23 protein-coding genes are annotated in these 25,307 nt (G+C 69.7%); 12 read left to right on the top strand and 11 right to left on the bottom strand.

The window, feature by feature from the left end:
- Nucleotides 1-15: 15 nt before the first annotated feature.
- Genes AB0C27_RS27220 through AB0C27_RS27210 form a run of 3 tightly spaced genes read right to left on the bottom strand, consistent with a single transcriptional unit; the run spans nt 16 to nt 3,035 of the window.
- On the bottom strand, nt 16-1,077 hold the full coding sequence (locus tag AB0C27_RS27220) for a prenyltransferase (protein WP_357848789.1): 1,062 nt from the start codon (nt 1,075-1,077) through the stop codon (nt 16-18).
- Nucleotides 1,074-1,784: a methyltransferase domain-containing protein gene (locus tag AB0C27_RS27215; RefSeq protein WP_357848786.1), complete on the bottom strand. Its 711-nt coding sequence runs from the start codon at nt 1,782-1,784 to the stop codon at nt 1,074-1,076. The genes AB0C27_RS27220 and AB0C27_RS27215 overlap by 4 nt, the downstream gene beginning before the upstream one ends.
- Nucleotides 1,785-1,787: 3 nt before the next feature.
- Entirely contained in the window at nt 1,788-3,035 is a 1,248-nt protein-coding gene (locus AB0C27_RS27210; RefSeq protein WP_357848783.1) for a glycosyltransferase family 4 protein, read from the bottom strand.
- A gap of 251 nt (nt 3,036-3,286) precedes the next feature.
- On the opposite strand from AB0C27_RS27210, the gene AB0C27_RS27205 reads away from it, so the two are divergent.
- Nucleotides 3,287-4,309: a GDP-mannose 4,6-dehydratase gene (locus AB0C27_RS27205; RefSeq protein WP_357848780.1), complete on the top strand. Its 1,023-nt coding sequence runs from the start codon at nt 3,287-3,289 to the stop codon at nt 4,307-4,309.
- Between the two features lie 102 nt (nt 4,310-4,411).
- Here the strand turns inward: AB0C27_RS27205 and AB0C27_RS27200 are convergent, their stop codons facing one another.
- The gene (locus AB0C27_RS27200; RefSeq protein WP_357848777.1) at nt 4,412-5,254 is read right to left on the bottom strand and encodes an AraC family transcriptional regulator; all 843 of its coding nucleotides are present in this window, start codon (nt 5,252-5,254) and stop codon (nt 4,412-4,414) included.
- A 53-nt stretch (nt 5,255-5,307) separates the two neighbouring features.
- Here AB0C27_RS27200 and AB0C27_RS27195 point away from each other — a divergent pair, with 53 nt between their 5' ends.
- The 4 genes from AB0C27_RS27195 to AB0C27_RS27180 all read left to right on the top strand — a co-directional run bounded on the left by AB0C27_RS27195 (nt 5,308) and on the right by AB0C27_RS27180 (nt 8,794).
- A complete protein-coding gene (locus AB0C27_RS27195) occupies nt 5,308-5,883 on the top strand; it encodes a helix-turn-helix domain-containing protein (RefSeq protein ID WP_357848774.1) in 576 nt (191 codons plus the stop codon).
- Nucleotides 5,876-6,718, top strand: a complete 843-nt coding sequence (locus tag AB0C27_RS27190) for an SRPBCC domain-containing protein (RefSeq protein WP_357848771.1) — start codon at nt 5,876-5,878, stop codon at nt 6,716-6,718. Before AB0C27_RS27195 ends, AB0C27_RS27190 begins: the two co-directional genes overlap by 8 nt.
- Before the next feature lie 51 nt (nt 6,719-6,769).
- Nucleotides 6,770-7,180 carry a DUF2000 domain-containing protein gene (locus tag AB0C27_RS27185; protein ID WP_357848768.1) on the top strand — a complete coding sequence of 137 codons (411 nt, stop codon included), beginning with the start codon at nt 6,770-6,772 and terminating at the stop codon, nt 7,178-7,180.
- Nucleotides 7,181-7,366: 186 nt separating this feature from the next.
- Nucleotides 7,367-8,794 carry a DUF559 domain-containing protein gene (locus AB0C27_RS27180; RefSeq protein ID WP_357848766.1) on the top strand — a complete coding sequence of 476 codons (1,428 nt, stop codon included), beginning with the start codon at nt 7,367-7,369 and terminating at the stop codon, nt 8,792-8,794.
- Here the strand turns inward: AB0C27_RS27180 and AB0C27_RS27175 are convergent.
- On the bottom strand, nt 8,787-9,971 hold the full coding sequence (locus tag AB0C27_RS27175; protein WP_357848763.1) for a cytochrome P450: 1,185 nt from the start codon (nt 9,969-9,971) through the stop codon (nt 8,787-8,789). The genes AB0C27_RS27180 and AB0C27_RS27175 overlap by 8 nt on opposite strands.
- 621 nt (nt 9,972-10,592) lie before the next feature.
- Here AB0C27_RS27175 and AB0C27_RS27170 point away from each other — a divergent pair.
- From AB0C27_RS27170 to AB0C27_RS27140, 7 genes are read left to right on the top strand one after another with little or no spacing between them, the layout of a single operon-like run.
- Nucleotides 10,593-11,438 carry a fumarylacetoacetate hydrolase family protein gene (locus AB0C27_RS27170; RefSeq protein WP_357848760.1) on the top strand — a complete coding sequence of 282 codons (846 nt, stop codon included), beginning with the start codon at nt 10,593-10,595 and terminating at the stop codon, nt 11,436-11,438.
- Nucleotides 11,435-12,745, top strand: a complete 1,311-nt coding sequence (locus AB0C27_RS27165; protein ID WP_357848757.1) for an L-fuconate dehydratase — start codon at nt 11,435-11,437, stop codon at nt 12,743-12,745. Before AB0C27_RS27170 ends, AB0C27_RS27165 begins: the two co-directional genes overlap by 4 nt.
- Nucleotides 12,742-13,494, top strand: coding sequence for an SDR family oxidoreductase (locus AB0C27_RS27160; protein ID WP_357848754.1), 753 nt, complete (start codon nt 12,742-12,744; stop codon nt 13,492-13,494). Before AB0C27_RS27165 ends, AB0C27_RS27160 begins: the two co-directional genes overlap by 4 nt.
- 35 nt (nt 13,495-13,529) lie before the next feature.
- On the top strand, nt 13,530-14,552 hold the full coding sequence (locus AB0C27_RS27155; protein WP_346111709.1) for a sugar ABC transporter substrate-binding protein: 1,023 nt from the start codon (nt 13,530-13,532) through the stop codon (nt 14,550-14,552).
- Nucleotides 14,552-16,030, top strand: a complete 1,479-nt coding sequence (locus AB0C27_RS27150) for a sugar ABC transporter ATP-binding protein (RefSeq protein WP_357848751.1) — start codon at nt 14,552-14,554, stop codon at nt 16,028-16,030. The genes AB0C27_RS27155 and AB0C27_RS27150 overlap by 1 nt, the downstream gene beginning before the upstream one ends.
- 5 nt (nt 16,031-16,035) lie before the next feature.
- Nucleotides 16,036-17,016: an ABC transporter permease gene (locus tag AB0C27_RS27145; protein ID WP_346111707.1), complete on the top strand. Its 981-nt coding sequence runs from the start codon at nt 16,036-16,038 to the stop codon at nt 17,014-17,016.
- Complete coding sequence (locus AB0C27_RS27140; protein WP_357848748.1) at nt 17,016-17,966, top strand: aldo/keto reductase; 951 nt, start codon at nt 17,016-17,018, stop codon at nt 17,964-17,966. The genes AB0C27_RS27145 and AB0C27_RS27140 overlap by 1 nt, the downstream gene beginning before the upstream one ends.
- 244 nt (nt 17,967-18,210) lie before the next feature.
- On the opposite strand, the gene AB0C27_RS27135 is transcribed toward AB0C27_RS27140, so the two are convergent.
- The 6 genes from AB0C27_RS27135 to AB0C27_RS27110 form a co-directional block, all read right to left on the bottom strand.
- Nucleotides 18,211-19,158: a DNA polymerase ligase N-terminal domain-containing protein gene (locus tag AB0C27_RS27135; RefSeq protein ID WP_357848745.1), complete on the bottom strand. Its 948-nt coding sequence runs from the start codon at nt 19,156-19,158 to the stop codon at nt 18,211-18,213.
- Between the two features lie 700 nt (nt 19,159-19,858).
- Nucleotides 19,859-20,557 (bottom strand): FadR/GntR family transcriptional regulator, encoded by a 699-nt coding sequence (locus tag AB0C27_RS27130; protein ID WP_357848742.1) that lies wholly within the window; start codon nt 20,555-20,557, stop codon nt 19,859-19,861.
- Between the two features lie 7 nt (nt 20,558-20,564).
- Nucleotides 20,565-21,587, bottom strand: coding sequence for an MBL fold metallo-hydrolase (locus tag AB0C27_RS27125; RefSeq protein WP_357848902.1), 1,023 nt, complete (start codon nt 21,585-21,587; stop codon nt 20,565-20,567).
- 763 nt (nt 21,588-22,350) lie between these two features.
- Nucleotides 22,351-23,466 (bottom strand): steroid 3-ketoacyl-CoA thiolase, encoded by a 1,116-nt coding sequence (locus AB0C27_RS27120; RefSeq protein WP_357848739.1) that lies wholly within the window; start codon nt 23,464-23,466, stop codon nt 22,351-22,353.
- A 41-nt stretch (nt 23,467-23,507) separates the two neighbouring features.
- On the bottom strand, nt 23,508-24,497 hold the full coding sequence (locus AB0C27_RS27115) for a sigma-70 family RNA polymerase sigma factor (protein WP_357848736.1): 990 nt from the start codon (nt 24,495-24,497) through the stop codon (nt 23,508-23,510).
- A gap of 196 nt (nt 24,498-24,693) precedes the next feature.
- The gene (locus AB0C27_RS27110; protein WP_346111739.1) at nt 24,694-25,290 is read right to left on the bottom strand and encodes a TetR family transcriptional regulator; all 597 of its coding nucleotides are present in this window, start codon (nt 25,288-25,290) and stop codon (nt 24,694-24,696) included.
- Nucleotides 25,291-25,307: the final 17 nt, after the last annotated feature.

Genomic DNA, 25,307 nt, shown 5'->3' with positions numbered 1-25,307 from the left:
GCCCTTGTGCGTGGCTCAGAGACCTTCTTCGGCCGCCTGGGGAGGCACGCGTACGCCGGCGCACCCGCACACGTCAGGATCGAACACGGAGGTCCCCGCGATGTCGCGGAACAGCCCGGCCCCCGCCGAATACCCGGCCAGCGCGTCGGCCGCGAGGACGGTCGCGGCGGCGGTGTAGCCGGAGCGCTCGTGCGGGAAGTGCTTGCGGTTGACGAACTGCCAGCCGGTCCAGTACGAGCCGTCCTCGTGCCGCAGGTGCTGCATGTCCTGGAACAGCGCCAGCGCCCGTTCCCTGTCGCCCAGCGCGTCGAGCGCCAGCACCAGCTCGCACGTCTCGGCCCCCGTGACCCACGGCTGGTCGGAGACGCACCGGATGCCGAGCCCCGGCACCACGAACGTGGCCCACTCGCGCTCCAGCAGCTGCACCGCCTGCCGCCCGCGTACCGCGCCGCCGAGGACGGGGTAGTACCAGTCCATGGAGAAGCGGCTCTTGTCGGCGAACGCCTCGGGGTGGGCGGCGAGCACGTGCGCCAGCCGGTCGGCGGCCAGCTCCCAGTGCGGCTGCGGGTCGCCCAGGTGGTCGGCGAGCAGCACGCCGCAGCGCAGCCCCTGGTGGATGGAGGAGCAGCCGGTGAGCAGCGCGTACGTCGAGGGCCTGCCGTGCGCGTCACGTTCCCAGACGATCTCGCCGCGCTCGGTCTGCAGCCCTGCCACGTAGTCGAGCGCGGCCTTGACCATCGGCCAGCTCTCCTCGGTGAGGCGCTGGTCGCTGGTGACGAGGTGATGGTGCCACACTCCGGCGGCGACGTAGGCGGCGTGGTTGGTCTCGCCGCCCAGCTCCGTGGGCACGCCGCCGACCAGCTTCATCGGCCACGAGCCGTCGGCGCGCTGGTGGCGGGCCAGCCAGGCGTAGCCGCGGCGTACTGGCTCATCCAGCCCCGCCACGGTCATCGCCATCAGGCACTCGACGTGGTTCCAGGCGTCGACGTGGCCCTCGGGCCACGGCACGCCGCCGTCCTCCTGCTGGATCGCCGCGATGCTGGCCGCGGTCCTGACGACCTCTTCGCGGGAGATCATGGCTTGCGGACGTAGAGGACCACGCTCTTGCCGATGAGCGGGTTGAGCAGGCTCTCGGCGATCCTGGTCGCGGCCGGGCGCTTCATGATGTCCCAGACCAGCAGCTCGTGGTACGCCTTCGCGAGGGGGTGGTCGTCGTTGTTGACGCCCACCGCGCACTTGATCCACCAGTAGGGGGCGTGCAGGCCGTGGGCGTGGTGGTGGGGGCCGATCGTGAACCCGACGGACTTCAGCTTGGCCGACAGCTCGGCCAGCGTGTAGATGCGTACGTGGCCGCCGGGGGCGGTGTGGTAGTCCTCGTCCAGCGCCCAGCAGATCCGCTCGGGCAGGAAGCTCGGCACGGTGATCGCGGCCGTGCCGCCCGGCTTGAGCACGCGGAGGATCTCCCGCATGGCCGCCATGTCGTCGGGGATGTGCTCCAGCACCTCGGCCGCGATGACCCGGTCGAAGGAGCCGTCCTCGAACGGCATGTCCAGGGCGGTGCCCTGGACGATTTCGCCGGTGGCGCCCGCGGGCACCTCGCCCGCCTTGTCCATCGCCGCGAACATGGCCGACACGCCGTCCAGCTCTGACTGGTCCATGTCGAACGCGATCACGTCCGCGCCCCTGCGCAGCACCTCGAACGCGTGCCGGCCGCCGCCGCAGCCGAGATCGAGCACGCGAACGCCGGGGCCCACGGGCAGCCGGGCGAAGTCCACGGTCAGCACTGGTCAGCCTCTCCTTTTGTGGTTCTCGATGGCCTCGTGGTACGCCTCGACGGTCTTCTTGGCCACGACATGCCAGGTGTAGCGCTCCATGACCCGGTCGTATCCGGCCTTGCCCACCCGCTCGCGCTCCTCGGGCGAGTCGAGGAGGCGGCGCAGGGCCGCGGCCAGCTCCTCGGGGTCGCCGGGCGGCACCTGGACGGCCGCGTCGCCGACGACCTCGGGCAGCGCGCCCGTACGGCTGGCGACCAGGGGCGTGCCGCAGGCCATGTGCTCGACGGCCGGCAGCGAGAAGCCCTCGTAGAGCGAGGGCACGACCGAGATCTCGGAGGTGGCGATCAGCTCGCCTAGCTCGTCGTCGGAGATGCCGTGCACGAAGCGGACCCGTTCCTGCAGCGACAGCTCCTGCACGAGCTGCTCGGTCGGGCCGCCGGGGGTGGGCCTGCTGACGACGGTGAGGTGCACCTCGCGCTCGGTGGCCAGCTTGGCCATGGCCCGCAGCAGCGTCGCGACGCCCTTCATGGGCGAGTCCGCGCTGGCCACGGCCACGATCGAGCCCTTGCGCTTCGGCTTGTCCGCGCGCGGGTGGAAGTAGCGGGTGTCCACGCCCAGCGGGATCAGGCGCATGTTGGCCTGGGGGACGTTGAAGTCGCGGTGGATGTCGGCCAGCGACGACTCGCTGACGGTCAGGATGGGGCTCAGCCGGGGCGCGACGCGGGACTGCATCTTCACGAAGCCGTACCAGCGGCGCATGGTCAGCTTCTTCGCGCCCTTGGCGGCTTCGAGCTCGATCCGCCGGTCCACGCTGATGGGGTGGTGGATGGTGCCGACCACGGGGAAGAGCTTCTGGATGCCGAGCAGGCCGTAACCGAGGGTCTGGTTGTCCTGGACGACGTCGAAGTCGCCGACCCGCTTCTTCAGCTCGCGGTGGGCACGCAGGGTGAAGGTCAGTGGCTCGGGGAAGCCGGCCGTCCACATGGTGCCGACTTCCAGCCAGTCGATCCAGTCGCGGTATTCGTGCAGCTTGGGCGTTCTGAACGGGTCTTCGTCGCGGTAGAGGTCGAGACTGGGGACCTCCCGCAGGATGACGCCCTCGTCCAGCTCGGGGTAGGGCTGGCCGGAGAACACCTCGACGTGGTGGCCGAGCGCGACCAGCTCCCTGCTGAGGTGGCGGAGATAAACGCCCTGGCCGCCGCAGGTGGGCTTGCTGCGGTAGGACAGAAGCGCGATCCGCAGCCTTCGCTCCACGGACACCCCTTTCGCCGCCGGTAAGGCCCTGAGGCGGGCGTGTACCGTGAAAGATGACCTTAGTCCGAGAAGGCTACCATTCGGTAGATCGGGTGGAATTGTTCACAACGGCCGCCACAGGCCGTGCGAACTGCGACGTTACTGTAACCGAGCGTGGTTCGGTGGAACGTGTTCTATGTCGGTGGATGTGCTATCTAGGCGCTTAGCTGTACATTCCCGTCCCAAAGGGATGGGGTAGGCGAAAGTTGGAGGACCCCTTGGCCAGGCGCGCTCTGATCACCGGCATCACCGGCCAGGACGGTTCCTATCTGGCGGAGCACCTGCTGGAGCAGGGGTATGAGGTGTGGGGCCTGGTCAGAGGCCAGGCGAACCCGCGCGTGTCGCGGATGCGCAAGCTGCTCACCGAGGTGCGGGTGGTGCGTGGTGACCTGCTGGACCAGGGGTCGCTGATCTCGGCCGTCGAGCGGGTGCAGCCCGACGAGGTCTACAACCTCGGCGCTATCTCGTTCGTGCCCATGTCGTGGGAGCAGGCCGAGCTCACGGCCGAGGTGACCGGGATGGGCGTGCTGCGGATGCTCGAAGCCATCCGGGTGTGCTCGGGCGTGTCGCGGGGCGGGAGCACATCCGAACAGATCCGCTTTTATCAGGCTTCGTCCTCTGAGATGTTCGGCCAGGTCAGCGAGACCCCGCAGACCGAGGCCACCGCCTTTCACCCGCGCTCGCCGTACGGGGTGGCCAAGGCGTACGGGCACTTCCTGACGCAGAACTACCGCGAGTCGTACGGGATGTACGCCGTGTCCGGGATCCTGTTCAACCACGAGTCGCCGCGGCGCGGGGCCGAGTTCGTCACCAGGAAGGTCTCGCTCGGGGTGGCCCGCATCAAGCTGGGACTGGCCACCGAGCTGCGCCTGGGGAACCTGGAGGCGCGGCGCGACTGGGGGTACGCCGGCGACTACGTCAAGGCCATGCACCTCATGCTGCGGGCCGGCAAGCCCGAGGACTACGTGATCGGCACCGGGCGGATGAAGTCGGTCAGGGAGCTGGTGGAGGCGGCCTTCACCGCCGCCGGGCTGGACTGGGAGCGGTACGTGGTGACCGACCAGGCGCTGCACCGGCCGGCCGAGGTGGACCTGCTGTGCGCCGACCCCAAGAAGGCGCGGACGCAGCTGGGGTGGGAGCCGCAGGTGCCGTTCGACGAGCTGGTGGCGACGATGGTCGAGTCCGATCTGCGGCTGCTCGCCGACGGCGGCGACCCGCACGACGAAGGCTCCTGGCCCTGATCGCCATGTCGCGTCGGCAGCGCTACGCCTGGGCAGCGCTACGCCTGGGCAGCGCTACGCCTGGGCAGCGCTACGCCTGGGCGGTGCTGCTTCTGGGCGGTGCTACGCCTGGGCGGCGCGGCGGTAGGCGCCAGGGGTCAGGCCGAAGCAACGGGTGAACCAGCGCGTCAGGTGGCTCTGGTCGGCGAAGCCCGTGGCCGCCGCCACCTCGCCGATCGGTTCGCCCGCGGCGATCAGCGCGCGGGCCCTCCTGAGGCGGAGCTGGCGCTGGTAGTCGCTGGGCGGCAGGCCGTACTCGGCGTGGAAGGCGCGGTAGACGGCGTAACGGCTGGCGCCGCTCTCGCGCGCCAGGTCGTCGATCGTCAGGTCGTCCATCGGACGGTCGTGCAGGACCTGCCTGGCCTGCCCGGCCACCTTCGACGCGGCCCGCTTCCCGGCGTCTCCGGCGTTCTTGCCGGTTTTTCCGCTGGCCGCTCGTCTGGCGATGCCCGCGACCGCAGCCGTTAGCAGCTCCTCGCGACGCAGTGCCGTCGCCGTCGTGCCGCCGTCGAGCAGGGCCGCGTGCAGGGCGCGTAGTGCGTACGCCGGCGCCGGATCGTCCACCACGGGGGAGTCGAAGAGCGGCAGGCCCGTACGGCGGCCGGTCGCGTCCGCCAGCGCGTCGGCCACCAGCTCCGGACCGAGGTGGACGATCCGGTAGGTGAAGCCGAGCGCGTCGGCGGCGTGGCCGTCGTGGGGATCGTCCGGGTTGAAGGCCATGACCATGCCCGCCGCGCTCGTGTGCGCGGCGCCCCGGCAGCTGAACGACTGCGCGCCGGTCTCGGTCAGCCCGAACGAGTAGGTCTCGTGGCTGTGCCGATGGTAGACGTGCCGCTCGAAGTGGGCGTGCATGGCCTCGATCGGCCGGTCGGGCGACCGCCAGTAGCGGGACCAGTCGTGCGTCATGCCTCCATTCTCTATTGACAAGCAGAATTTTTACGTAAAAGATTGTTTTTGCGATGAGAGATGTCCTGTATCTGGAAGAGATCGAGCAGGCCGAGGCGCTGCTCAAGCCGCAGCGCGTGGAGGTGCTGCGGCAGCTGGCCGAGCCGCGCACCTGCTCCGAGGTCGCCGAGCGGCTCGGCCAGACGCCGCAGCGGGTCTACTACCACGTCAAACGGCTGGTCGAGGCCGGGCTGGTGGACCAGGTGTCCGAGCGCAGGGTGCGCGGCATCCACGAGGGCATCTACCAGGCGGGCGCGCGGTCGTACTGGCTGTCGCCGCGCCTGGTCGGCCGGATCGGGCTGCGCAAGGTTCGCGACGAGCTGAGCCTCGGCTACCTGCTCGACCTCATGGAGGAGGTCCAGGCCGACATCGCGGCCCTGGACAGGACCGCGCCCGAGCTGCCGTCCATCGGACTGTCCGGAGAGATCCGCGTACGTCCGGACCAGCGGCAGGACTTCCTGAACGACCTGCAGAACACGTTGCGGGACCTTTTCACCCGGTACGGCGGCGCCGAGGGCGACGCCTTCAAACTGGCCGTCGCCTGCTACCCCCAGGCCGAGCCCACACAAGGAGAGCGAGACGATGACTGAGCCCCTGATCGTGCGTGCCAACATCCCGGCGCCTGTCGAAGAGGTGCGCCGGGCGCTGACCGACCCCGACGTCCTGCGGATCTGGCTGGCCGAGCACGTGGAGGTGGAGCTGCCCGAGCGGTTCGCGTTCTGGGGGCGTACGACGCCGGAGGGCGACGCGCCGCACCAGCGGCTGCTGCACGCCGACGAGAACACGCTGCGCTTCGCGTGGCTGCTCGACGGCGAGGAGACCACCTCGGACATCACGCTGGCGCCGGACGAGACGGACGAACGGCGCACGGTGCTGACCCTGTCGCAGACGCACTTCGACTTCCAGGACGTCATCACCGGCAAGAGCATCCGGGGCGTGCTGCAGACGTACTGGTGCCAGGTGCTGACCATCCTCGGCGAGCACCTGGAGGGCCGCGAGCCCACGCCCATGCAGGACTTCACCTCGCCGGAGATGCGGGTCGAGGTCTCGATCGACGCCTCGCCGGAGGCGGTGTTCGAGTCGATCACCTCGTCGGAGGTGGTGACGAAGTGGTTCGGCTATCCCATCGAGATCGAGCCGTTCGTGGGCGGGCGGTACGCCATGGGCGGCCTGGAGAACAACCCCGACCCCGCGAAGGTGCTGGAGCTCGAACCCGGCCGCAAGCTCTCCGTCGACTGGGGCGAGACCGGGGTCGGCACGTGGGAGCTGGAGAGGTCGGCGGGGAAGACGCGGCTGACGCTGGTGCAGAGCGGGTTCGACCAGTCGAATCCGCCGTACGCGGCGTGGGGCGGGTTCCTGTCGGGCCTCGCCGAGCTGCGGCGCTACCACGAGGTGGCCGACTGGCGGCCGATCCTCCAGGCGTAGGCGCACGAGCGTTCAAGACCCGGTCGGGGGAGGTGGGGGAGGGTGGTGGCCATGCGTTTCGATACCAAGATCGCCATCGTGGTGCGCGAGGACCTGGCTCCCTGGCAGCGCCTCAACGTCACCGCCTTCCTCGCCGGCGGCCTGGCCGGCGGCGTCCCCGGGGCCATCGGCGAGCCTTACCAGGACGCGTCGGGGAACGCGTACCTGGCGCTGTTCCGGCAGCCTGTGCTCGTGTACGAGGGGGGCCTGGGGGCGTTGCGCGGGGTCAGGGAGAAGGCGGTGGGGCGGGGGATGGACGTGGCCGTGTACATCGAGGAGATGTTCAAGACCGGTCATGATGCGGACAATCGGGCGGTTGTGGCGGGGGTGCGGGGTGAGGAGCTGGATCTGGTGGGGGTGGCGGTGCATGGGGGGAAGAACGGGGTGGACAAGGCCCTGAAGGGCCTCCGCCTACATCCCTGACCGACCCGTCCCAACCAATGGGCCGCCCAGCCCCGCAACCAACTCCCCAAACCCCCAGACTGACCCAACCCCCAGAAAAGCGCAGAACACCCCCACCCTCGACCCCTGATCTCGAACAAGCCTTCGTTATCCACAGAATCCCGTTCGGCTCCACCACACCCACCCCCGCCGACGCATCCTTGCGCCATGAACCAGCCGCCAAGCCCCGGGCACCCGCACGAGACCCCACCTTCGAGCACCGGCCCCAGACCACCGTCCCTGACCCAACGCGCCGGCCGCATCACCCGAGCCGTACCCCAGGTCGTAGCCTGCCGCCAGACGGCGGCGCACATCTGGGGCTTGCAAGTTCTTCCCGCCCCGGAGGCCGACTGGCCAGTCGAGCTCACCGCCCCCCGCCACCTCGTGATCCCCGGTTGCGTCACCTACCTGGCGTCCCTCCCCGACGAAGACATCACCGAGCACAACGGCGTGCGGATCACCACCATGGAACGCACCGCCCTAGACTGCGCCCGCTGCCTGCCCCGCATGGAGGCCGTCGCCATCGTCGACCAGTTCGCCCGCAAGGGTGTCGATCTGGAAGCCCTGTGGCATCGCCCGCTCAACAGCTGGCGCCTGCGCGACACGCTCAGTCTCGCCGACCGGGGAGCCGCCTCGCCGAGGGAGAGCTGGCTCAGGGTCCTCCTCGTCGACGGGGGCCTCCCCAGACCCACCACACAGATCCGGGTAGCCCTGGCCGAAGACCGGTTCGCCTACCTCGACATGGGCTGGGAGGAGTTCAAGGTCGCCGTGGAATACGACGGTCGGCAACACCACACCTCGGCCGCCGACCAGCAACGCGACACGGACCGCCGGGAGGAGCTGCGCCGGCGGGGCTGGCGGGTGATCGCCGTCCGGCGCGACGTCATCCCCGGCCAGATCGCCGACCTGCTGCACCACGTGGCCGACGCCCTGATCGAACGCGGCTGGCGCCCGGGCCCACACGGCACCAACCGCATCCTGAGCCGCATCCGCGCAGCCCGCCGCAGCTCCCGCTTCCGCTTACCCACCCATCCCACCCCGGGGCACGCCACCTTCCAACCCACCAACCCCCAACCCCACCACCGAGCGCCCATGACCACCGCCCCGACCCCCATCTCGACCGAACACCGCCAGGGAGGGCAGCAGGACGACACTGACCCCGTGTGCAGCCCCGCATCCAGTACGTCGGGCACTTGGCTCGTGTCCGGCAAAACCGGCGCGGGGCCTGCATCGAGCATGACAAGCGCGGCGTCGGCGTCCGATACGACCGTGTGGTTCCCGCATCCCTTATGCCCGGTGCGCGGCCCGCGTCCGGTACAGCGGTGTGGAAACCGCGCCCGCTACGACCGGTGCGCGGCCCGCGCCGAGCACGACCGGTGCGATCCCACGTCCGGCATGACGAGCACAATGCCCGCCACCGGTGCGGGGGCCGGTGCGCTGGGGACGTCCGGCATCACGGGCGCAATGCCCGCCCCCAACGCAACGGATGCGACGCCGGCGTCCGGTCGGCGGGTGCGGAGTCCGCGCCCGAGCAGCAATCGTGGCGTGAGGAGATCAGCGTCGCCGTGTTGCCGTGTCGCCGTGACCATCAGCTGATGGTCACGGGGAGCTCCTTGATGCCGTTGATGAAGTTCGAGCGCAGTCGCCGTGCCTCGCCCGTCTGCCGCAGGCGGGGGCGGCGGCGGGCCAGTTGCTCGAACAGGATGCGGAGTTCCAGCTTGGCCAGGTGGTTGCCCAGGCAGAAGTGGGCGCCGCCACCACCGAAGCCGATGTGGGGGTTGGGGTCGCGGCCGATGTCGAAGGTCTCCCCGTCGGGGAAGACGGAGGCGTCGCGGTTGGCGGAGGCGTAGAAGACGACGACCTTGTCGTTCTCCTTGATCTCCTGCCCGCCCAGCACCTGGTCGGCCGTGGAGGTACGGCGGAAGAGGTTCACGGGGGAGACCCAGCGGACGATCTCGTCGGCGGCGGTCTTCGCGAGCGTGGGATCGGCGAGGAGGCGGTCCCACTGGTCGGGGTGCTCGAAGAGGGCGAGCATGCCGCCGGAGGCCGCGTTGCGGGTGGTCTCGTTGCCGGCGACCACCAGAAGGAGGATGAAAAGGTCGAACTCGTCCTCGCCGAGGGTCTCGCCGTTCTCGTTGGGCTGGAGGAGCTTGGTGACGATGTCGTTCTTCGGGTTGGCTCTGCGCTGCGCGGCCAGCTGGTTGGCGTACGCGTAGACCTCCATGGCGGCCCCCGACCCCTCCTCGGGGTTGGCGGCGTAGTCGGGGTCCTGGGCGCCGATCATGCGGTTCGACCAGTTGAACAGCTTGTCGCGGTCCGCCACGGGAGCGCCGAGGAGCTCGCAGATCACGTAGAGGGGCAGGGGCGCGGCGACTTCGGTGACGAAGTCGATCTCGCCGGTCAGCTTGTCGAGGAGGTCGTCACAGATGTCGCGGATGTGCTGTTCGAGCGCGCCGATCGTACGCGGCGTGAAGCCCCGGTTGACCAGGGAGCGCCGCCTCGTGTGCTCGGGCGGGTCCTGGTTGAGCATCATGAGGCGCTGCAGTGCGATCTGGTCCTCTTCCAGGTCGTCGAAGAGGGCGAGCTTACGGTGGGAGGAGAAGAGTTCGGAGTGCCGCGACACGTGTACGACGTCGTCGTAGCGGGTCACGGCCCAGAACCCCGGCTCGCCCTCGTGCCAGTGGACGGGGGAGTTCGCGCGAAGCCAGGCCAGCTGGGCGTGGGGCGGTCCTGAAGTCGCGTAAAGGTCCCTGTCGACGAGGTCTATGTGCACGCGGGTTCACCTCTTGATCAAGCGCTTGGTTTCGCGGTACTGAAACGTGTTCTATTACGGGACTATAAGTGCGTCAAGGAGTGCCATGGATCGTTCCTGGTCACCGCTGGTGCAGAGCACTCTCGGCAACCCATCCACCCATCCGCGCCATCCCATCCGCGCCATCGCCTTCACTCGCCCCACACCGCACCCCGCCGCTACGTCCCTACGCCTCAACCCGTGCCTAACTCAATGCCGGATTTCTCCGCCGCCCGCCGCCCGCCGCCCGCCGCCCGCCGCCCGCCGCCCGCCGCCCGCCGCTCGCCGCTCCCCACGCCCCGCTTCCGGTTTCGGCTGGTCGTCATCGGTGGGCTCGGTCCTGGGTGGGGCCCGTCCGCTGTCGGTCCAGGTGTTGCCTGTGGCTGTTCTAGCTGTCGTCCGATGTATTCGAGGGTCACGTTTCGAGTCTGTGAAGTCAGCGATCGGAGCGGTTAAGTGGGTTCACAGGGAACCAACCCCCCGAAGGGGTGTATTTCGAGGTCACGGATCGGAGGTATCCAGCTTGACGCCCTTGACATGCTCCACCCCATCGCAGCAGCATCAGGAAACAAGACATCCGATGTATATGCGAAGGAACGCGGTGTGAAGCTGCTGCGAGTGGGACCCGTCGGCCAGGAGCGGCCGGTGGTCATGGACGGTGCCGGGAAACTGCGCGACATCGGGGAGCCCGAGATCGACGGGGCTTTCTTCGCCTCAGGCGGAGTGGCCCGGGTTCGTGCGGCCCTTGAGCGTGGTGACCTGCCCGTGGTCGAGGAGGAAGGGGTGAGGGTCGGTGCGCCGGTCGCCCGGCCGGGGAAGATCGTCTGCATCGGGCTCAACTACAGCGACCACGCGGCCGAGTCGGGCGCGGCGGTGCCGGAGGAGCCGGTCGTGTTCATGAAGGCGAGCAACACCATGGTGGGCCCGTACGACGAGGTGCTCGTGCCCCGGGCCAGCGTCAAGACCGACTGGGAGGTGGAGCTGGCCGTCGTCATCGGGCGGGAGGCGCGATATCTGCGCAGCCGCGAGGAGGCGCTCGATGTGATCGCCGGCTACGCGATCTCCAACGACGTCTCCGAGCGCGAGTTCCAGCTGGAGCGCGGCGGCCAGTGGGACAAGGGCAAGTCGTGCGAGACGTTCAACCCGCTCGGCCCCTGGCTGGTGACGGCCGACGAGGTGAGCGACCCGCAGCGGCTGGGCATGCGCCTGTGGGTGAACGGCGAGCTGCGGCAGGACGGCGACACCAAGAACATGATCTTCGACGTGGCGGAGGTCGTGCGGTATCTGAGCCAGTTCATGGTGCTGGAGCCGGGCGACGTGATCAACACGGGTACGCCGGCGGGTGTCGCCATGGGGATGCCGGGGCAGCCGTACCTGCGGGCCGGTGACGTGATGGAGCTGGAGATCGAGGGATTGGGCCGGCAGCGGCAGACGGTGGGGCAGGCATGACGGTGACGGCGGGCGGGAGTTCGTACCGGATCGTGGCGATGGAGACGCACGACGTGCGGTTTCCGACGTCCCGCGAGCTCGACGGCTCCGACGCGATGAATCCCGACCCCGACTACTCGGCCGCCTACGTGGTGCTGAAGACCGACGACGGCTACGAGGGGCACGGGTTCGCGTTCACGATCGGGCGCGGCAACGACATTCAGACCACGGCGATCGGCGCGCTGGAGCCGTACGTGGTGGGCAAGGACGCCGAAGACCTCGGCACGCTCTACAAGGACATGATCAACGACTCGCAGCTGCGCTGGCTGGGTCCGGAGAAGGGCGTCATGCACATGGCGATCTCCGCCGTGGTCAACGCCCTGTGGGACCTCAAGGCGAAGCGGGAGGGCAAGCCGCTGTGGCGGTTGTTGTCCGAGATGTCGCCCGAGGAGATTGTCGAGCTCATCGACTTCCGCTACCTGAGCGACGCGCTGACCGGGGACGAGGCGCTGGAAATCCTGAAAAAGCAGGAGAAGGGGAAGGCGGAGCGCATACAGCGGCTCGTCGAGACCGGATATCCCGCCTACACGACCTCCCCCGGCTGGCTCGGCTACGGCGACGAGAAGTTGCGCCGGCTCTGCAAGGAGGCGATCGAGCAGGGGTTCGGGCAGATCAAGCTCAAGGTCGGCGCCGACCTCGAGGACGACCGGCGGCGGTTCAGGGTGGCCCGCGAGGTGTGCGGCGACGGCTTCCCGATCGCGATCGACGCCAACCAGCGCTGGGACGTCGGCTCGGCGATCGAGTGGGTCAACGCGCTGGGCGAGTTCGACCCGCACTGGGTCGAGGAGCCGACCAGCCCCGACGACGTCCTCGGCCACGCCGCCATCGCCAGGGGCATCGCGCCCATCAGGGTGGCCACCGGCGAGCACGTCCAGAACCGCATCGTCTTCAAGCAGCTGCTGCAGGCCGAGGCCATCTCCTTCCTGCAGATCGACTCCGCCCGCGTCGGCGGGGTCAACGAGAACCTGGCGATCCTGCTGCTGGCGGCCAAGTTCGGCGTGCCGGTCTGCCCGCACGCGGGCGGGGTCGGGCTGTGCGAGCTGGTGCAGCACCTGTCGATGTTCGACTACGTGGCGGTCACGGGCACCATGGACGGCCGTGTCATCGAATACGTCGACCACCTGCACGAGCACTTCGTAGACCCCGTGGTGATCCGTGACGGTCGCTACGTGGCCCCGTCCAGGCCGGGGTTCAGCGCGGAGATGCGTCAGGAGTCGATCGCCGCCCACACCTTCCCCGGCGGCGAGGTTTGGAGGGACGAAGCGTGAGCCGTACGACGAGTGAGGGCCTGAAAGCGGTCGTGACCGGCGGCGGGTCCGGGATCGGGCTGGCCGCGGCCACCGCGCTGGCCGAGCGCGGGATGAAGGTCGCCTGCCTCGACCTCAACCCGCCCGGTGAGCCGTTCATCGGGATCAAGGCCGACGTCACCGACGACGCGGGCGTGCGGGCCGCGGTGGCAGAGGCCGCCGAACGGCTCGGCGGGATCGACGTGCTCGTCAACAACGCGGGCATCGGGGCACAGGGCACGATCGAGGACAACCCCGACAGCGAGTGGCACAAGGTTTTCGACGTCAACGTGCTCGGCATGGTCCGCGTGGCGCGGGCCGCGTTGCCGTACCTGAGGAGGTCGGAGCACGCGTCGATCGTGAACACGTGCTCGATCGCGGCCACCGCCGGGCTGCCGCAGCGCGCGCTCTACAGCGCCACCAAGGGCGCGGTGCTGTCGCTGACGCTGGCCATGGCCGCGGACCACATCAGAGAGGGCATCCGGGTCAACTGCGTCAACCCGGGCACAGCTGACACGCCGTGGGTCGCCAGGCTGCTGGACGCGGCCGGCGATCCGGAGGCGGAGCGGGTCGCGCTCAACGCCAGGCAGCCGATGGGCCGCCTGGTCACCGCCGAGGAGGTCGCCTCGGCGATCGCCTACCTGGCCGGCCCCGAGGCCGGCGCCACCACCGGCACCACGCTCGCGGTCGACGGTGGCATGCAGGGGTTGCGACTGAGGCCGGCCAACTAGGCCAACGCCAACCAACAAGGAAGGTACCCCCCAAAATGAAGCTCGGTCGGGTGGTCGCGGGAGCGGCCCTCTTGGCGGTCGTGACCGCGTGTGGCGCAGGCACGACGACGGAAGCAGGAGGCGGCGGCGGGAAGGTCGGCATCGACCACCCCCGGGCCGACTCCGACTTCTGGAACTCCTACATCAAGTACGTCCCCCAGATGGCCGGCGAGCTCAAGGTGGACCTGATGCCCGCCACGAACTCGCAGAACGACGTGGCCAAGCTGGTCAACAACGTGCAGGCGCTGATCGGTCAGGGCGCCAAGGTCATCGTCATGGCCCCGCAGGACACGGGCGCCATCGCCAACACGCTCCAGCAACTGGAGAACAAGAAGATCCCCGTCGTGACCGTCGACACCCGGCCGGACAAGGGCAACGTCTTCATGGTCGTACGCGCCGACAACCGCGCGTACGGCACGAAGGCGTGCGAGTTCCTCGGCGAGAAGCTCGGCGGCAAGGGCAAGGTCGTGCAGCTCCAGGGCGCGCTCAGCTCGATCAACGGCCGTGACAGGTCGGAGGCGTTCCTGGAGTGCATGAAGAGCAAGTTCCCCGGGATCACGGTGTTCAGCGAGCCGACCGAGTGGGAGGGCAGCAAGGCGGCCTCCATGCTGCAGACCCGCCTGGAGCAGAACCCGGATATCAAGGGCATCTACATGCACGCCGGGGGCGTTCACCTGGCCCCCACGCTGCAGGTGCTCAAGCAGAAGGGCCTGCTGGTCCCGCCGAGCGACCCCAAGCACGTCTTCGTGATCTCCAACGACGGGATCCCGCAGGAGTTCGAGTCGATCAGGAAGGGTGACATCGACGCCACGGTGTCGCAGCCGGCCGACCTGTACGCCAAATACGCCCTCTTCTACGCCAAGGCGGCGGCGGACGGCAAAACGTTCAAACCCGGCCCGACCGACCACGGCAGCACGATCATCCAGCTCCCCAACGGCCTGGAGGACCAGCTTCCCGCGCCGCTGGTGACCAAGGAGAACGTGGACGACCAGGCCCTCTGGGGCAACCAGGTCAAGTGATGAACGTCCACGTCGAAGCCCGGGACGTCGTCAAACGCTTCGGACCGACCACGGCCCTGGCCGGCGCGCGGATCGCGATCGCGGAGGGCGAGACGCACGCGCTCGTCGGCAGGAACGGCGCGGGGAAGTCCACCCTCGTGTCGATCCTCACCGGGCTTCAGCGGCCGGACGAGGGCGAGGTGCTGTTCTCGGGACAGCCGGCGCCCGCTCTCGCCGACCGCGACGCCTGGCGCCGGCGGGTGGCCTGCGTGTACCAGAAGTCCACGATCATCCCGGCGCTGACGGTCGCCGAGAACCTGTTCCTCAACCGCCAGTCCGACAAGGGACTGATCAACTGGCGGGCGCTGGCGGCCAGGGCGCGCGAGGTGCTCGACACGTACGAGGTGGACGTGGACGCGCAGGCGCTGGCCGGCGACCTGAGCGTCGAGCAGCGCCAGCTCGTCGAGATCGCCCGCGCGCTCTCGTTCGGGGCCAGGTTCATCATCCTCGACGAGCCGACCGCCCGGCTCGACGGCCCGGCCATCGAGCGGCTGTTCACCCGCATGAGGTCGCTGCGCGAGCAGGGCGTCACGATGATGTACATCTCCCACCACCTCGACGAGGTCTACGAGATCTGCCAGAGCGTCACCGTCTTCCGCGACGCCCGGCACGTCACGACCAGGCCGGTCGCCGACCTGCCGCACGACGAGCTGGTCGCCGCGATGACGGGGGAGGCCACGGCGGTGTACGAGGCCCGCTCCCGCACCCCCGGCGAGACCGTGGTGCTCTCGGGCGAGAACCTCGGTCTGGCCGGCCGCTACTCCGGCATCGACATCTCCGTACGGTCCGGCGAGGTCGTCGGCCTGGCCGGCTCCGCGAGCAGCGGCAAGGTCGGCCTGGCCGAGACACTGGTAGGGCTGCGCAGGGCCGACACCGGCACGGTCACGATCAACGGCACCAAGGTCAGGCCGGGCGACGTGCCCGCAGCCATGAAGGCGGGGCTCGGGTTCGTCCCCGAGGACCGTCACCACGAGGGGTTCGTCCCGCTGCTGTCGGTCGGGGAGAACGCCACCTTCCCGATCGCCCGCAAGCTGGGGCGTTACGGACTGATCAGTCCCTCCAGGCGGCGTGACACGGCGGAGCGGATGATCGGGGCCCTCGACATCAAGACCGAGGGCCCCGATCAGCCCGTCGCCGACCTGTCCGGAGGAAACGCGCAGAAGGTCGTGTTCGCCCGCGCGCTCGTGGACGACCCGACCGTCCTCGTCGTGATCAACCCGACCGCCGGCGTCGACGTCAAGGCCAAGCAGGCCCTGCTCGGCGCCGTCGAGGACGCGGTCGAGCGGGGAGCGGGGGCCGTCCTGGTCTCCGACGAGCTCGACGACCTGCGGATCTGCGACAGGGTGCTGGTGATGTTCCACGGCAGGGTCGTCAAGGACGTGCCACGTGGCTGGACCGACCACGAGCTCGTGGCCGTGATGGAAGGCATGGAAGAGTGACCACTTTGACTGCACCGGCCCCCCGGGTGCGGCTGGCCAGGTTCCGCGACCTGACTCTCGTACCGGTGATCGTGATCCTGCTGGTCGTGGGCGCGGTCCTGGACCCGACGTTCCTGACGGCGGGCAATCTGACGAACGTGCTGCAGCAGCAGGCGGCGATCTCGCTGCTCGTGCTGGCCGAGGCGATGATCCTGATCGCCGGCAAGTTCGACCTCTCGCTGGAGTCCACGGTGGGCACCGCGCCGGCCATCGCGGTGATGCTGGTCGTCCCCGTGGCGGCGGGCGGATTCGGCATCGGCCTGCCAGGCGCGCTGGTCATCCCGCTGGCGCTGCTCATCGGGGCGGCGATCGGGGCGTTCAACGGGTTTCTGATCATCAGGTTCCAGCTGTCGGCGTTCATCGTCACGCTGGCCATGCTGATCATCGTGCACGGCTTCCTCCAGGGGCCGAGCGAGGGCAAGACCCTCTTCCAGTTGCCCGACTCGATCCTCTACCTGGGCAGCGCGCTGTGGCTCGGCCTGCCGGCGGCCATCTGGATCGCCGGCGCGCTGTTCGCGGCGGGCATCTTCGGGCTCGGCTACCTCCGGCTCGGCCGTTCCCTCTACGCGATCGGCGGCAACGTCGACGCGGCCCGCGCGGCCGGCATCCGCGTGGACAGGGTGCTGTACGGCGTCTTCATCCTGGGCGGCACACTCGCCGCCCTGGCCGGCATCCTGGAGACCGGACGACTCGGGGCGATCGGTAACAACCAGGGCGTCGGCTGGATCTTCATGGTGTTCGCCGCGGCCGTCATCGGCGGTGTCAGCATGGACGGAGGCAAGGGCACGATCCTCGGCGCGCTCACCGGCGTCCTGGTGATCGGCCTCGTCCAGAACATCCTCACCCTCATCGGCGTCTCGGGCTTCTGGCAGCCGGTCATCTACGGTGCGATCATCCTGATCGCCCTGATGATCAGCCGGATCGCGGGAGGAAAGGCACAAGATTGATGGAACGCGGGATCGACCTGCCCCGCCACGGCTTCGGCGGCGCTCCGATCGGCAACCTGTACGACGCGGTCGCCGGCGAGACGGCCCGCGCCACGATCGACGCGGCGTGGGAGAGCGGGGTACGTCTGTACGACACCGCGCCCCACTACGGCCTGGGCCTGTCGGAACAGCGGGTGGGCGCGGCACTGGCCGGCCGCTCCGGCTACCTCCTGTCCACGAAGGTCGGCCGCCTCCTCCGGACGTCCGGCGGGCGTGCGGGGGGCCCGGATCGGGACGAACAGGGCTTCGACGTGCCGGCCGAGCTGGAACGGGTGTGGGACTTCAGCCGGGACGGGGTGCGTACGTCGCTGGCGGAGTCCCTGGCCCGGCTCCAGCTCCCGGCCGTGGACATCGCCCTCATCCACGACCCCGACGACCACGTGGACCAGGCCCTCGCCGAGGCGTACCCTGCGCTGGCCGAACTGCGGGCGGAGGGGCGGATCCGGGCGATCGGCGTCGGGATGAACCAGTGGCAGGCGCCGCTGCGCTTCGTCCAGGAGACCGACGTCGACGTCGTCATGCTCGCCGGCCGCTACACCCTGCTCGACCAGTCGGGGCTGCCGCTGCTGGAGGAGTGCGTACGGAGGGGCGTCAAGGTGCTCGCGGCCGGGGTGTTCAACAGCGGCATCCTGGCTACCGACGAGCCGTCGGGAACCTACGACTACGTACCCGCGCCGGCGGAACTGCTGGACAAGGCGAAGCGCATCGCCCACATCTGCCACCGCCACGGGGTCTCCCTGCCTCAGGCGGCCATGGCCTTCCCGCTGCGGCATCCGGCGGTGGCGACGATCGTCGTGGGGGCGCGGGCGCCGGAGGAGGTCGTACGGAACGCCGAGTTGTGGTCACGGCCGGTGCCTGAGGAACTGTGGGAGGACCTGCGAGCTGAAGGTCTCCTGACCGTCGACGGCTGAAGGAGGAACGACCAGGCTCGGCGACCGGCGGTCGCATCGATCGGAACGAGCTCAGTGTCGAGCAAACGCATGCTCGGTTTGCCGACGAGAAGCCGCCGGACGTGCGCTGACCGTTTCCCCAGGTCGACGCGGGTTGGTGGTTGATTGGTCGCTACGTGCGTGGGCGATTGGTCGCTGGGTTCGTGGGTGATTGGTCGCCGGGTGCATGGTGAGTGGTGGGTGGTCGCTGGGTGCTGGTGGGCGGTCAGGGTGGGAGGAGGAGCCAGGATTTTGAGGGGCCCGGCTCGTACGGTGAGTCGAGGCGCTTGGCGACCACCCCCGGCAGGCCCTGCTCCCGCGCCGCCTGCCGTACCGGCTCCGCCTCCCCTGGCCATGCCGGTGCGGTCTGCCAGTGGGCGCCTGTCAGGTTCAGCGCCTCCAGGGCCGCCCGTCGTTCCGTGTACGGGCGTGCCGTGAGGGAGTGGCCGTCGTCGTACAGGAGGTCGTAGAAGACGAGCAGTTCCGCGCCGCCCAGCGTGGCGAGCTCGCCGTCCAGCACCGCGGTGCGGCTGCCGAACGACTCGGCCAGGCCGCGCAGCCACGGATGCTCCTTGGCGGCGTCCGTGCGGCCCCCGTCGATGGGCACCAGGAGGCGCCGGCCGCCCCAGGCGAACTCGAAGGCGTAGGCCTCGGCGTCCTTCGGAAGTCTGGTGCGGGGCGTGGGCAGCATGGGCTCCAGTGGCGGGAACGGGTCGCGGACGGGGGCGTCCATGCGGTGGATCATCCAGTTCTTGCCCCGCGTCTGGAACAGCACGAACCGGCCCGACGCCCGCTTTCCGTGCAGGACGAACTTGACCTCGCGATCCGACCACTTCTCCACGTCGTACGTGCCGGTGTCCCAGACGGTCATGGTGCCGCCGCCGTACTCGCCCTGCGGGATCTCGCCGTGGAAGGTGAGGTACTCCATCGGATGGTCCTCGGTGTGCACCGCCAGGTGGTTGGTGCCGGGGTCGGCGGGCAGGCCCTTGGGGACGGCCCAGGAGACCAGCACGCCGTCACGCTCCAGGCGCAGGTCCCAGTGCAGGGATCGGGCGTGGTGCTCCTGGATGACGAAGGCGTTCCCGCCAGGGGTGGGAGAGGGGGCTTCGGGGACGGGCTCGGGGGTGCGGGCTGGGTCGCGTTTGCTTCGGTATCGCTCCAGTTTGTCGGCCACAGAAGCGGTACTACCCGTTGTCATTGCCGCCGATCGGGGTTCCAACACGGGTCCAGTACGGGGTATGCACGGGTCCGCCACAGGTCCGGCACGAGGGCGTCCCGCTCGCCCAGCGTCCACACCGATCGCGGCGGTAGATTCCTCCGATGTGTGACTCAAGGCTGAGGTCTGCGAGGCGCGCTCCAGCCTGCGGGCTTGTCGGTCGTGGTCAAGGCTTCGGTGTCCGGCACGCGCTCAGGACCTTGGGTGAGTGCTGTGGCTGTGGATCTCGCGTCCCGATGACCTATGCCAGGGTGCTGGGGACGTTGGGCGCGCTTGCGGGGGATTGGGGTGAGAAGCGGCGGAGGGGTGCCGTGCGGGAGTGGGCGACCGTGTCGAGTGCGCGGCCGGACGGGTGGTACCTGTCGATCTGATCAGCCGCCTAAGCGGGCTGAGTGCCGACGAGGGCGGTCAGTGAGCCGATGGTCACCTTGCCGGACGCGCCCGCAGGGACCTTCCTCGACGAAACGGACGGGTCCTGCTCTGGTGACCGGATGCCTGGCGATGGCGTTTCCGACGATCATGGAGCGAGCTCGCATCGCTTCTTGCCACGATCGTGGGGTGAGCCCGTACCGCCTCCCGCCGGTCATCGGATGGGCCCCTACGGCGTTCTGCCGCAGGAGCCAGTTGAGCGACCTCGTACGGCGTACTGTCGCAGGAGTCAGTCGAGTTCGAGGGCTCGGCGTAGCCATGACTCCACGCCGGCCACGTGGACGGTCGCCCACGAGCGGGCCACGTCGGCTTGGCGGGCGGCGATGGCGTCGTAGATGGCGGTGTGCTGCTCGCGCGTCTTCTCCATCGCGCCCTCCTGCGTGAGACCCCGCCAGATGCGCGCCCGGGTAGTCGGGCCCGACAGGCTCTCGATGAACGAGCAGAGCACGCTGTTGCCCGAACCCTGCGCGATCCGCAGGTGGAACTGCAGGTCGTTGGCGACCAGTTCCTCGATCGTGGGCCGGGCGGGCAGGGATTCGAGGATCACGCGCAGCTCCTCGATGTCGGTCTCGGTCATCTGCTCCGTCGCCATCGCCGTGGCGGCCGGTTCGAGGATGCGCCGGACCTCGAAGAACTGCAGCACCGTGTCGTCCCGGTGCAGGTCGAGCACGAACGACATCGTGTCCAGCAGCAGGCGGGGCTCCAGGCTGGTGACGTACGTGCCGTCGCCCTGGCGTACGTCCAGGACGTTGATGAGCGACAGCGCGCGGACCGCCTCGCGCAGCGAGTTGCGTGACAGGCCGAGCCGCTCGGCGAGGTCGGCCTCCTTCGGCAGCCGGTCGCCGGGGGCCAGCTCCCCTGAGAGGATCATCTGCTTGATCTTGTCGATGGCCGCGTCGGTGACCGCCACGCTCTTCTCCCTAGACATCGGATGTCTAGGAGTCTAGAGCGTGGAAGCGGACAGGTTCGACACCGGTGACGCGCGAAATCAGGCCCCGGGCCTCCAATGTGCGCAAGTGGGCGGCTGCCTCGCCGGCCGCCATGCCTTTCAGCACAGGGGCCAGATCCTCCCACGGCCTGTTCCACGTCATCATCGAGGCGACCTCCCAGATGGTCAGCGGTTGCGGCCGCTGAGCCAGGAGGGCGTGCAGCCGTTCGAGCTTCTCCTCGTGATGGTGTCGGATCTGGACGGCTCGTGCGGCCACATCGGGAAATATCCACTCATGGGCGGGGAGGGCGTCGAGTGGGCCGAGATCGCCCACGCGGTCGAGCGAGTCCAGGAAGTCGCCCAGTGGGTCGATGTCATCACGATCGTACGGATAAATCCCGACGTGGGGTGTGATGTCGGGTAGGACGTGGTCGCCGGTGAACAGGCGGTCGGCGTCCTCAAGGTGCAGGCAGATGTGGCCCGGTGTGTGGCCGGGGGTGTGCAGGGCGCGCAGCTTGCGGCCCGGCAGGTCGACCAGGTCGCCGTCACACAGGACGCGGTCGGGCTGGGCCGGCGGCGCGGGACGCTCGCCCACGGCCTGCGCGGCCTCGGCGGGGTCGGCGCCGGCCCGCCTGAGCATGTCGGCCTGCATCTCGGCCTGCGCGCCGGCCTCGTACTCGTTGATGAGCCGGACGAGTGCGGCGTCGGCCTCGTGCATGGCGATCCACGCGCCGGACACCTGCCTGACCTGTCCGGCCAGGCCCGCGTGGTCGGGGTGGAAATGGGTGACGACTACTCCGCTGACCGCGCTCACGTCCAGCCCCAGCGCCGCGAGCCCGCCGCTGAGCGCCTCCCAGGCGTCGGGGTGGTTCCAGCCCGCGTCGATCAGTATGGGGCCCTTGGGCGACTCGACGGCGTAGACGAGGGTGTAGCCGAGCGGATTGCCGGGAATCGGCACCGGCACGCTCCACACCCCGCCACCGAGATCCTGCGGCCGCTGCTCGGCGTACGGCCTGCGCCTGGTCTTCATAAATCCCCCGATGTCGGTACGTGCTCCGGCGAGTATGCGCGCCACCGGCCCCGATTGTGAAATGGGTGGTAAGTCGGATGGTTCGCGGTCGTGAGTGGGTCGGGTGGGTGGTCTGTCGGTCCGCGGTCGGTCGTCACTGGGCCGTGAGTGGGTCGTGATGGGCTGAGCGGGTGGTTAGCCGGTCCGCGGTCGGTTGTGAGTGGGGCGGGCGTGTGGTCAGCCGGTCTGCGGTGAATGGGCTGGGTGGGTAGTCCGTCGGTCTGTGGTCGAAGGTGAATGGGCTGGGCATGTGGGGGGGTTGGGTGGTGTTGATCGTGGCATGGGTCGGTGCGCGGTCATTCGGCGGTGGTCGGTGGTGGAAGGGGGCGCGCACGTGGTCGCCCGGCCGTGATCGTGAATCGGCCTGACCCGTGGTTGCCTGGCCGTGAGCGGTTGTAGGAGGGGCCGGGCACATGGCAGGCCGGGCGTGATGAAACGTGGAAGGGGCGAGCGGTCGGGCGTGCGGTCGGCGGGGCATGGTCGACCGTGGGAGGGGCCGCGCATGTGGTCGGCTTGGGGGCGATGGAACGTGGCAGGCGCTGAGCGGTCGATCCGGCGTGCGGTCGGCCGGGCATGCACGATCGTGAATGGGGCCGGCCGGGCGTGATCGGGCAGGCAAGGGGTCAGGTACGCCGTTGGTCGGGTGTGGGCCGTCGTGAAGAGGACCGGTCGGGCGCGGGACGTCGCGGAAAGGGTTGGGCGGTGGGGCGGGGTGGGCACGTGGTCAGCCGACTCGTTCCAGGATGGTGGCCGTGGCCAGGGCTCCGCCCGCGCACATCGTGACCAGCGCCGTCGCCGAGTCCGATCGTTCCAGCTCGTGCAACGCCGTCGTGATCAGGCGCGCCCCCGTGGCGCCCACCGGGTGGCCGAGGGCGATGGCGCCGCCGTTGACGTTGACGCGGTCGAGGTCGGGTTCGTGCACGCCGGCCCAGGACAGTACGACCGCGGCGAACGCCTCGTTCACCTCGAACAGGTCGAGGTCGCCCATCGTCATGCCGGCCGAGGAAAGCACCTTGGCCGTGGCGTCGACGGGGCCGTCGAGGTGGTAGTACGGCTCGGCCCCGACCAGGGCCTGCGCCAGGATGCGGGCGCGAGGGCGCAGGCCGTGGCGGCGGGCTGCCTGCTCGCTCATGACCAGCACGGCCGACGCGCCGTCGGAGATCTGGGAGGAGGTGCCGGCCGTGTGCAGGCCGTCCTCGATCACCGGCTTCAGCCCGGCGAGGCTCTCGACGGTGGTCTCACGCAGGCCCTGGTCCCTGCGAACGTCGCCGATCGGGACGATCTCGCGCTCGAACCGCCCGTCGGCCCACGCCTTGGCGGCCAGGCGCTGGGAACGCGCGCCGAACCAGTCGAGCCGTTCCCGGGTGAGCCCCCGCCGCTTGGCGATGCGTTCGGCGGCGGTGAACTGGTCGGGCAGGTCGATGGCCCAGTCGTCGGGCCGGGGGCGCGCGGGCCGGACGTTGCTGCCCAGCGGCGCCCGGCTCATGACCTCGATGCCGCACCCGATGCCCGCCTCGATCACGCCCGCGCGGATCAGCGCCGCCACCAGGTGCACGGCCTGCTGCGACGAGCCGCACTGGGCGTCGACGGTGGTGACACCGGTCTGGTACGGCAGCCCCGCGTAGAGCCACGCGTGCCGGCCGACATGACCGCCCTGCTCGCCGGCCTGGGTGACGCAGCCGGCGAACACCTGGTCCACGATCGCGGGGTCGATGCCCGAGCGCTGGACGAGCCCGTTGAGCGTCCCGGCCAGAACCTGTTGCGGTTTGAGCTCGGAGAGCCAGCCGGCCCGCTTGCCGATCGGGGAACGTACGGCCTCGACGATCACAGGGGTGCTCATAGCCGCCTCCAGAACGATACCTGGCGCGACTGTAACGCGTTCTACTTTGTTTCGGAACCCTCCCACTTGGCCGGCATCCCGAACGTCTCGAACAGCGACTCCTCGAAGAACATGCCGACATGCCCGACCCGGTCGCCCCTGAACGTGATCACCATGATCGCGAACTGGCCGTAGACGCCGTCGGCGCGATGGTAGACGGCGAAGGCCGGCTGCCCGTTGGCCTCGATCGGCACCAGCTTGAGATCGCCGGGACCCTGCGCGGGGCAGTGGATCCTGGTGAGCTCGGCGATCGCCTCCGGCCCCTGATACCACCCGACGAACGGCGGCATCTCCCAGATCGCGTCTTCGGTGAACAGGTGGACGAGCCCGTCGACGTCGTAGTTTTCGAACGCGGCGACATAGCGCTCCAGATGGGCCCGCTGCTCCGCCGTGAGCGGCCCCACCGGATCGTCGAGGCTGGGCGAGGCTTCGCTGAGCTGGGCGCGGGCCCGCTGGAGGATGCTGTTGACGGCCGCGGTCGAGATGCCGACCGCCTCGGCCACCTCGGCGGCCTTCCACCTGAGCACGTCACGCAGGACCAGCACCGCCCGCTGTCGCGGCGGCAGGTGCTGCAGCGCCGCGACCAGGGCAAGCCTGACGCTCTCGCGCGAGGTCACGACGGCGGCCGGATCGTCGGCGCCGACGCCCGTCATGGCGTCGGGCGCGGGCTCCAGCCACGGCACCTCGCCGTCCTGCGCCAGCGGAGCGACGGCGTCGGCGCTCGGCGCGCCCAGGCCCGTCGGCAGCGGGCGCCGGGAGCGGTTGTCGAGCGCGGTCAGACACGTGGTGGTGGCGATGCGGTAGAGCCACGTGCGCAGCGAGGAACGCCCCTCGAAGCCCTCGTACGCCCGCCACGCGCGCAGATAGGTCTCCTGCACCTGGTCTTCCGCGTCGTGCACCGAGCCCATCATGCGGTAACAGTGGGCCAGCAGCTCGCGCCGCATCGGGTCGGCCAGCCGGAGGAAGTCCTCGTTCGTCGGCTTGTCGGTCATGCAACCCTGTATAGACGGTGGCACCGACAGAAAGGCTTCATTTCGTCCTCGCCCGCGAAAACCGGCGCGTGGACTTTCCGGTCCGGCCGGCTGCCGATGCCGGCGGGTGCTCCCGTTCGCGGGGCTGTCCGGTGTCGGTGGGTGCTCCCGTTCGCGGGGTTGTCCGATGCCGGTGGGTGCTCCCGTGCGCAGGGTGTCAGATGTCCGCGAGCAGGCGGCCGGCGGCGGTCTCGATGCGGCGCTGGATCTGGTCGTACGTGCGCCGCCCCCGCAACATCTCCAGCAGCTCCTGCACCCACACGCTGGCCAGCGACCCGGCGAGGTCGGTCTGCTCCTCGCTGGCCTCCTCCAGCGACAGCCCGTCGGCCGAGACACGCAGCAGCAGCCCGGTCATGCGGTCGCCGAACGGGGTCTGCACCTCGGCCATGATCAGCGACCGGATGAGCGCGTCGGCCAGCTCGGGCTCGCGCATCAGCCCCCGCGTGGCCCGCATGAGCACGTCGACCGCCCGGCTCGACGGCGTGGCCGCTCCCGGCGGGCGGCGCTCGATGCTGCTCTCCAGCAGGTCGAGCTCCTCGCCCACCACGGCGACGACGAGGTCCATCTTGGAGGGAAAGTATCGATAGAGCGTGCCAAGCGCCACGCCCGCGCGCTCGGCGACCGTGCGCATCTGCATGGCCTCGACGCCGCCCCTCGACGCCAGCGCCGCGGCGGCCTGCACGATGCGCTTGCGGCGTTGGTGCTGGCTGCGCGTACGGACGCTGTGCCCGCCCGGTGCTGGGTGGCTCTCCATGGTCCCCTCGGTGTCGC

The organism is Nonomuraea sp. NPDC048882, from assembly GCF_040649755.1.
GTDB classification, from domain to species: Bacteria; Actinomycetota; Actinomycetes; order Streptosporangiales; family Streptosporangiaceae; genus Nonomuraea; species Nonomuraea maheshkhaliensis.
This window is presented reverse-complemented; position numbering and strand designations above follow the sequence as displayed.